Below are 8080 nucleotides of genomic sequence, written 5' to 3'. Positions count from 1 at the left end.
TCATCTCACCATCGGTTGAAAACGGCCGACCATTGTAGCGCCCAAAGCCTCGGTTATCCACACGGTTTTAGGTCTCAATATTGCCCTGTGGACAACTTGCGGTAAGCCCACAGGACAACCCTGTGGAAGGAAGTGGACAATTTTAAAAAGAGCGGCTTACAAACCGGTTAACCACATCTAGCCAACAGCTTATAGCCTGCTTATACGGCACTTACACACAGATTTTTTATTGCTATAGGATATTGATAAATAATGATTTAAACAGCTTATCCACAAATAATATCCCCACTATTAATAACAACAGGTTTAGAACTACTTATTAGTAATAATAATGACTGCATTGATAGCTACTCTCACTGTATCGAACAATCTGCCGGCGGAGTGATAAGGCTTTTTATGCAAGTAAAAATTGCACCCAGCGAAGGAAGCCTCTACAATTTCCGGTCTTGAATTGAATCTCCCCGGCTAGTTCCTCACTCGACCGGGCTTTTTGGAATTCACTTTCCGTCCTAAACCACGTGGGAATAACGAGTTATGAAACGCACTTTTCAACCTAGCGTTCTCAAGCGCAAGCGCGCGCATGGCTTCCGTGCTCGTATGGCAACCAAAAACGGTCGCGCCATCCTCGCACGTCGCCGTGCCAAGGGCCGCAAGCGTCTGAGCGCCTGATCTCGGATTGCGTGTGCCGCAGCAAGGCTTTCCCCGGCAATTACGGTTACTAAATGCTGGGGATTTTAGTCACGTGTTTGAGCAAGCTGACCTGAAAGTGCACGGCAAAGGTATGATGGCGTTAGTTCGCTTGAGTACCCGGGGGTATCCCCGCCTTGGACTAGTGGTTAGCAAAAAAAATGTCAAGCGCGCCGTAGATCGCAACCGTTTCAAGCGTCTCGTTCGAGAGTCCGTTCGCCTTCGCCAGGATCACTTACCCTCTGTGGATATAGTGGTACTTGCTCGGCGTGGCGTTCAGGATATTGATAACGATACCTTGCATCGCCAGTTACATGGCATGTGGAAGCGACTTCAGCGTGACGCACCGGCGGTGATCGCAGCACCAACGCCAGAGCGTGACACGTGACCTTTGGTGCACACTTCGCCGCTCGACCTCGGCCTGCCGTCTGGCAGGCTTTCGTGTGTCAAGGGTCGAGTAAATGATACTGCGCCATTAGTATGTTCACCACCCAGCGGGCAGAACCCTCATGGACGTAAAACGACTTTTATTACTGATTCCACTAGCCGTACTTGCGTACTTGTTAGTTGTCCAGTGGAATCAGGATTACGGGCAACCGAATTACGATTCAGTGCCTGAAACGACGCAACGCAGCAACTCGGTCACACCCAGCGACATTGAAGATGGCGAAGGGGGCTTAGCCGTTCCAAGCGCCTCTTCACCGCAAAGTTCGGTGGGTGAAGGTATACCCGACGATACCGAAAGTGAAACGTCTAGCCGCGATTTCATTGCCGTGACCACCGATGTACTTGATGTGCGTATCGATCCACACGGTGGCGATATTGTTTATGCCGCGTTACCGCAGCATAAACTCTCCCTCGACTCCGACCGTAACTATGTTCTGTTATCGGATAACAGTAACCGTAGCTACGTGGCTCGCTCGGGTCTCCAGCTTGATGGACAGGCAAGCCGTATCACCTTCACGCCGGAAAACTCAGAGTATCGCCTGAGCGATAACGATGATGAGCTAAGCGTTAACCTAACTGGCGACGTTAATGGCGTTGAGGTTATTAAGCGGCTTACCTTTGAGCGCGGCAGCTATGCGGTCAACGTCAACTACTACCTCGCCAATAACACCGACGCACCGGTGAGTGCGCGCTTTATTGGTCAGTTAGCACGTGACAATAGCCCCGACCCATCAAGCGGTGTTTCGATGGGCATGAACTCCTATTTGGGGGCTGCCTACTCAACGCCGGATGCGCGCTACGAGAAAGTCGACTTTGACGATATTCAAAGCCATAGCTTTGAAAACCGCGAAGCGCAGGGCGGCTGGATTGCCATCATTCAGCACTACTTTGTATCGGCATGGGCACCTCAGCAGGATCAGCAGAACCTCTACTACGTCACGACCGATTCCAGTGACCGTAACGTAGTCGCCTTTGCTGGTCCCACCAGCAATGTTGCTGCGGATAGCGAAGCCACCTTAGGCGCCACCCTTTATATGGGGCCAAAGGTTCAGGATCACCTGGAGCAAGTCGCTCCCAACCTGCGCTTAACCGTCGATTACGGCTGGTTATGGTTTATTGCTAACCCACTATTCTGGCTGCTTGACCATATCCACGATATCGTCGGCAACTGGGGTTGGTCGATTGTTCTATTAACCGTACTGGTCAAAGCGGTGCTGTTCCCACTTTCCGCCAAAGCTTACAAATCCATGGGCCGGATGCGTAAACTCGGCCCGGAAATGCAGCGCCTGAAAGAGATGTACGGCGACGATCGGCAAAAAATGTCGCAAGAGATGATGAAGTTCTACCAGAAGGAGAAGATCAATCCGCTGGGGGGCTGTCTACCTATTGTGATCCAGATGCCCGTCTTCATTGCGCTCTACTGGATGTTGCTAGAGTCGGTTGAACTGCGCCACGCACCGTTTATGTTCTGGATTCAGGATCTATCGGTGAAGGATCCGCTCTTCATTCTGCCGATTCTGATGGGCATTTCGATGTTCGTTCAGCAGATGCTAAACCCGACGCCTCCCGATCCTATGCAGGCGAAGATTATGAAGATGTTACCTATCATCTTTACCTTCTTCTTCCTGTGGTTCCCGGCGGGTTTGGTTATCTACTGGGTGGTCAACAACATCATTTCAGTGGCGCAGCAGTATTACATTACGCGCAAAATTGAAAATGACCCAAGTATCGGCAAAGGCATGAGGACTAAGTAGTCTACCTTTTGACTGACGCTTTCAGACCCCCGCCTTGTGCGGGGGTCTGGCGTTTTAAGGCCGACAAATTCACACTATGACGACAGATCCATTGTTACTTCAGCCCATTTGAAAAGAGATACACCATGGCCGAACGCCTCTATACGCCTGACACCATTGCGGCATTGGCAACGCCACCGGGACGTGGGGGCGTGGGTATTATCCGCGTTTCTGGCCCCGCCTGCCGTAAGATCGCTGAGGCCATGATCGGGCACTGCCCTGCGCCGCGTAATGCCCATTATGGCCCCTTCCTGGGAACTAAGGGCAGCATTGATGAAGGTATCGCGCTGTTCTTCAACGGCCCTCACTCATTCACCGGTGAAGACGTACTAGAACTGCAGGGCCATGGCGGCCCAATTATCATGGACATGCTGCTGGAGCGCTGTGTGGCTTTGGGTGCTCGCTTAGCGCGGCCGGGTGAGTTTTCCGAGCGGGCATTTTTAAACGATAAACTCGACCTGGCCCAGGCCGAAGCGATTGCCGATCTCATCGATGCCACCTCTCGCTCGGCAGCAGAAAACGCCGTGCGCTCGCTACAGGGCGAGTTCTCGAAGCGCGTCTCTGCATTGGTCACACGGCTCATAGAGCTACGCGTCTACGTGGAAGCGGCAATCGACTTCCCCGAAGAGGAAATCGATTTTCTTGCCGACGGCCATGTGGCGCAGCACTTAAACAGCGTACAGCAGGCGCTGAGCGGCGTACGCCAGGCGGCAGGTCAAGGCGCGCTGCTGCGCGAAGGAATGAGCGTGGTGATCGCAGGGCGGCCCAATGCGGGTAAATCTAGCCTGCTGAATGCCCTCACCGAGCAAGATACCGCCATTGTGACGGATATTGCGGGCACGACCCGGGACGTACTCCGCGAGCATATCCATATCGACGGTATGCCGCTGCATATCATCGACACCGCCGGACTACGCGATACGCCCGATGCGGTTGAAAAAATTGGCGTTGCCCGCGCCTGGGCTGAAATAGAAAAAGCTGACCGGGTGCTGCTGCTCGTGGATGCCAGCACCACTGCCACCACCGACCCCATGGTCATCTGGCCAGAATTTGTGGCTCGCCTCCCCGACCCACAGCGCTTAACGCTCGTCCGTAATAAAATAGATACCAGTGCAGAACCTGCCGGACTCGATTTATCCACTGCCCCGCCGACACTTCGTTTATCCGCCAAAACGGGAGAGGGTGTGGATAACTTAAAGGCGCACCTAAAGGATGTGATGGGATTTGCCGCCACTACTGAAGGCCGCTTTTCTGCCCGTCGGCGTCATCTGGATGCGCTTGATCGCGCTATGGCAGCACTTAATACCGGTCGTGCCCAGCTTGATGGCTACGGCGCAGGGGAGCTGCTAGCGGAAGACCTGCGCGACGCCCAACAGGCCTTGGGCGAGATCACCGGCGAATTCAGCGCCGATGATTTGCTGGGTGAGATTTTTGGCAGTTTCTGTATCGGGAAGTAACCAATAGCGACTACCTTCACAGCTACTCTTCTACCCACCACTCCGCCTGATAGTAGCTCTCTGCGCCAAGCAGCGGTGTGATTTCTTCCATCGCTGCGGCCAGGCGTTGATCCAACCCCCAAGGCGGATTAATCACCAGCATACCGCTACCATACATCCCATGAGCCTGCTCTCCAGGGGTACGCAGTAGCAGCTCGCTACGCCATATTTTGCGTACGCCGCTGTCTTTCAAAGCCGCTAATAGAGTGTGGTGGTGTCCGGCGGGCAGCAGCGGGTACCAAATCAAGACCACTCCGTGGCGCGCTTTTTCCAGCGTATACGCCACTGTCTCAGCAACCTCCTGGTACTCCACTTTGCGTTCATAGCTAGGATCAATGAGTACGCATAGACGTGGCGTCGTGACGGGTAACAGCGCGTTAAGCCCCGCCAGCCCATCTCCAAACACCCGCTGCGCCTGAGAGGATAATCCCTGGGCGTTAAGCTGTTCATGCTCACCAGGATGCAGCTCAAACAACCGTAGCTGGTCCTGTTCACGTAATGAGTGACTCAGCCACCAAGGAGAACCGGGGTAGTGAGTCAACGTTTCTGGCATAGGCTGAGCGTCTTTCACCGCGCTTTGCCAGGCGCGTAGCAACGAGTCATTAAATCCGCTGCGGGCCTGCCAGACAGGCCAAATCCCCTCGCGATACTCTTGCAAGCGCTGAGTCTCTTGGGCATTAAGGGGGTAGAGACCTCGGCCCGCATGAGTATCAACATATGTAATGGCAGTTTTTTTACGTAAAAAATAATCAATCACTGCGTAAAGGATCAGATGTTTATGTACATCGGCAAAATTACCGGCATGGTAAGCATGTTGGTAAGACAGCATAGCGACTCATCAGCAGGTGAATGAAAAAAGCCCGCTATGTGAGCATAGCGGGCTTTAGGCGGCAATAGCCAGATTAAAGCAATTGCGGATTAACCTTGGCTTTGAGCATTTCCTGTTGCGGTGAGGGTAATTTCTACCCGGCGGTTCTGAGCACGCCCCTGCTCATTATCATTGCTGGCAACAGGCTGAGTGGCTCCATATCCGGAGGTATTAAGACGTGAGGATGAGACACCGTTTTGAGATAAGTAACCACCCACGGCTTGAGCACGACGCTCAGATAGTTGCTGGTTGTAACTGGCTTCACCGGTGCTATCGGTATGGCCGGCAATGTTAACGCGAGTGTCCTGGTACTCGGTGAGTACGTTCGCTACTTCATTAAGGGAGTTACGCGCTTCACTGGTCAGGTCTGCTGAGTCAAAGCCAAAGGTAACACCGCTCGGCATATTGAGCACAATATCGTCGCCACGGCGATCAATCTCAATGCGAGACCCTTGCAGATTGTCACGCAGTTGTTGTTCCTGACGATCCATATAAACGCCCACACCGGCACCGGCAGCAGCGCCAACGGCCGCACCAATCAAGGCACGATCGCGGCGGCTGGTACTACCATCGCCTGATAACGCTCCGGCAGCAGCACCGACCGCGGCACCAATACCAGAGCCCATCGCGGTGCTTGAGCGCTGCGTTTGGCCACCGTAAGGATCCGAGCTAGCACAACCTGCTAATAAAATGGCGGCTGCCAACGGTGTCAGTAGTCGAGAAATACGCATCACTCACTCCTTGTTTGTCTTCGGGATATCTTTTTATTCATCGCTGGTCACTTTTCACTGAGCTTTCGCCACAGATAGATGCCAGCAACTCATTCAAGAATAATAGACCTTGAGGCGATGCACGCAGTTTTTCAGGCATTTGCATCAAAAGTCCTTTTTTCTCGGCGGATTGTAAACGCGCTAGTAACATAGCATCGGACTGACCTGTATGGGTACGCCATGTATTCAGCGTAACTCCTTCGGTGAGTCGCAGTGCGTTCATGGCAAACTCCAGTGGTAACTCGTCGACACTTATAAGCTGTTTGCCCGCGACGAAGCCGCGCAGGTCATTCATACGTTTTAAATAAGCATCCGGCTGGCGTGTCTTCCAGCGCCGTTCAATACACCATTCACCGTTTTGATCAATGTAGCTAAGCTTGCCATGGGCTCCAGCGCCAATCCCGAGATAGTCGCCAAACTGCCAATAGTTAAGGTTATGCCGACTCTGATGGCCAGCGCGAGCGTAGGCCGAAATCTCGTAACGCTTAAACCCTACCTGCTCCAAAAGCTGGTGCCCGCTATCCTGTATATCCCAGAGCGACTCCTCCTCAGGCAATATCGGCGGGTGGGAGTGAAAGGCGGTATTCGGTTCTAGCGTAAGCTGGTACCAAGAGAGGTGCTCGGGCGCCAATGCGAGCGCTTGCTCAATATCATCCATCGCCAGTTGAGGCGTCTGCTCGGGCAAGCCATGCATAAGATCAACGTTAATATTGGTAAAGCCCGCCTGGCGCGCCTGCGTTACAGCGGTGACCGCTTCTTGCCCGCTATGAATACGCCCAAGTGCGTGTAACTGAGCAGGCTGAAAGCTTTGAATACCGAGCGAGAGACGATTAATACCGGCCTCTCGATAGCCAATGAAACGCTGCTGCTCGGTGGTGCCAGGATTAGCCTCTAAGGTAATTTCGATAGGGTTGGCAAAAGGCAAACGCGCTTCAATTTCAGTGAGTAACCGCGCGTAAAATGCTGGCGAAAGCAGGCTGGGCGTCCCACCCCCGATAAAGATGGTTTGAATCTCGCGCCCTGCGGCTAATGCCAAATCGCCGTCTAAATCTTGTAACAATGCATCAAGGTAGGCCGCTTCGGGTAAATCCCGAGGCGTAAAGCCATGAGTGCCCGGTTCGTGAGAATTGAAATCACAGTAGGGGCATTTACGAACACACCATGGTGTATGGATATAAAGAGAAAGCGGCGGCAGCGTATCAACCATGTGCCACCTTCAATAGCTCTACCAACCCTCGCAGTGCCCGCCCTCGATGGCTGAGGCGATTTTTACTTTCACTGGGCAGCTCGGCAACGCTCATACCCTGTTCTGGCAGCCAAAACAGTGGGTCATAACCAAACCCTTCATCGCCCCGCGGATGAGCCAGTATTTCGCCCTCCCAACTGCGCTGCACAATAATCGGCACCGGATCTTCAGGGTGACGTAAATATACCAACACGCACCAATAACGCCCGCTTCGTTGGCCTTCCGCGCAGTCACTCAGCGCTTCTAACAACGTTTGGTTATTTTTCTCATCACTTTTAGGTTCGCCACCGTAACGCGCCGAGTAAATACCTGGCGCGCCATGCAGAGCGTCCACTTCCAGTCCTGAGTCATCTGCCAAGGCAGGTAAACCACTAAATAGGCTCGCTTCACGGGCTTTCAACAGCGCATTCTCTACGAACGTCAGGCCGGTCTCTTCAACCTCAGTGACGCCAAAATCCGCTTGAGGGCGAACATCAAAGCCCAAAGGCGAGAGTAATTGATTGAATTCTCTTAATTTTCCCGTGTTTCCACTGGCAAGAACAAGAGTATTAACAGCGGTCATGACACGCCCTCCAAGCTTTAGAGCATCAGTTTACGCGCTCAATGAACGTATCAAAAGCAGCCATTACGTTACTAAATGTATCTTTCTAATATTTCTTAAAAAAATATAATTTTAAAATAAATACTTGTTTTTTATACATTTCATTTATTTATATAAAATTATTCGGCACATGCCTTAATTTTTTTACCATATTTTTAATAACATAACTTTA

At 52.4% G+C, this 8080-nt stretch carries 8 protein-coding genes; 4 read left to right on the top strand and 4 right to left on the bottom strand.

All coding sequences use genetic code 11. The features are described from left to right. Positions 1-534: 534 nt before the first annotated feature. The 4 genes from rpmH to mnmE all read left to right on the top strand — a co-directional run bounded on the left by rpmH (position 535) and on the right by mnmE (position 4384). A complete protein-coding gene (gene rpmH / locus ACQE2I_RS18465) occupies positions 535-669 on the top strand; it encodes a 50S ribosomal protein L34 (RefSeq protein ID WP_088698236.1) in 135 nt (44 codons plus the stop codon). A gap of 13 nt (positions 670-682) precedes the next feature. Then, positions 683-1075, top strand: coding sequence for a ribonuclease P protein component (gene rnpA / locus ACQE2I_RS18460; protein WP_427029473.1), 393 nt, complete (start codon positions 683-685; stop codon positions 1073-1075). A 121-nt stretch (positions 1076-1196) separates the two neighbouring features. After that, complete coding sequence (yidC, locus tag ACQE2I_RS18455) at positions 1197-2888, top strand: membrane protein insertase YidC (RefSeq protein ID WP_427029472.1); 1692 nt, start codon at positions 1197-1199, stop codon at positions 2886-2888. Positions 2889-3013: 125 nt separating this feature from the next. Continuing rightward, a complete protein-coding gene (gene mnmE / locus ACQE2I_RS18450) occupies positions 3014-4384 on the top strand; it encodes a tRNA uridine-5-carboxymethylaminomethyl(34) synthesis GTPase MnmE (RefSeq protein WP_427029470.1) in 1371 nt (456 codons plus the stop codon). A 22-nt stretch (positions 4385-4406) separates the two neighbouring features. Here the strand turns inward: mnmE and ACQE2I_RS18445 are convergent, their stop codons facing one another. The 4 genes from ACQE2I_RS18445 to rdgB form a co-directional block, all read right to left on the bottom strand. After that, positions 4407-5252, bottom strand: coding sequence for a 23S rRNA (adenine(2030)-N(6))-methyltransferase RlmJ (locus ACQE2I_RS18445; RefSeq protein WP_427029468.1), 846 nt, complete (start codon positions 5250-5252; stop codon positions 4407-4409). Between the two features lie 89 nt (positions 5253-5341). Beyond that, positions 5342-6022: an OmpA family protein gene (locus ACQE2I_RS18440; RefSeq protein ID WP_427029467.1), complete on the bottom strand. Its 681-nt coding sequence runs from the start codon at positions 6020-6022 to the stop codon at positions 5342-5344. A gap of 37 nt (positions 6023-6059) precedes the next feature. Then, positions 6060-7268 (bottom strand): radical SAM family heme chaperone HemW, encoded by a 1209-nt coding sequence (gene hemW / locus ACQE2I_RS18435; protein ID WP_427029466.1) that lies wholly within the window; start codon positions 7266-7268, stop codon positions 6060-6062. Then, the gene (gene rdgB / locus ACQE2I_RS18430) at positions 7261-7869 is read right to left on the bottom strand and encodes an RdgB/HAM1 family non-canonical purine NTP pyrophosphatase (RefSeq protein ID WP_427029465.1); all 609 of its coding nucleotides are present in this window, start codon (positions 7867-7869) and stop codon (positions 7261-7263) included. The genes hemW and rdgB overlap by 8 nt, the downstream gene beginning before the upstream one ends. Between the last annotated feature and the right edge of the window lie 211 nt (positions 7870-8080).

The sequence above is a fragment of the Halomonas sp. H2 genome (assembly GCF_050215315.1).
Taxonomy (GTDB): domain Bacteria; phylum Pseudomonadota; class Gammaproteobacteria; order Pseudomonadales; family Halomonadaceae; genus Vreelandella.
Note: the sequence above shows the minus strand (reverse complement) of the source record. Positions and strands in the feature narration are given on the sequence as shown.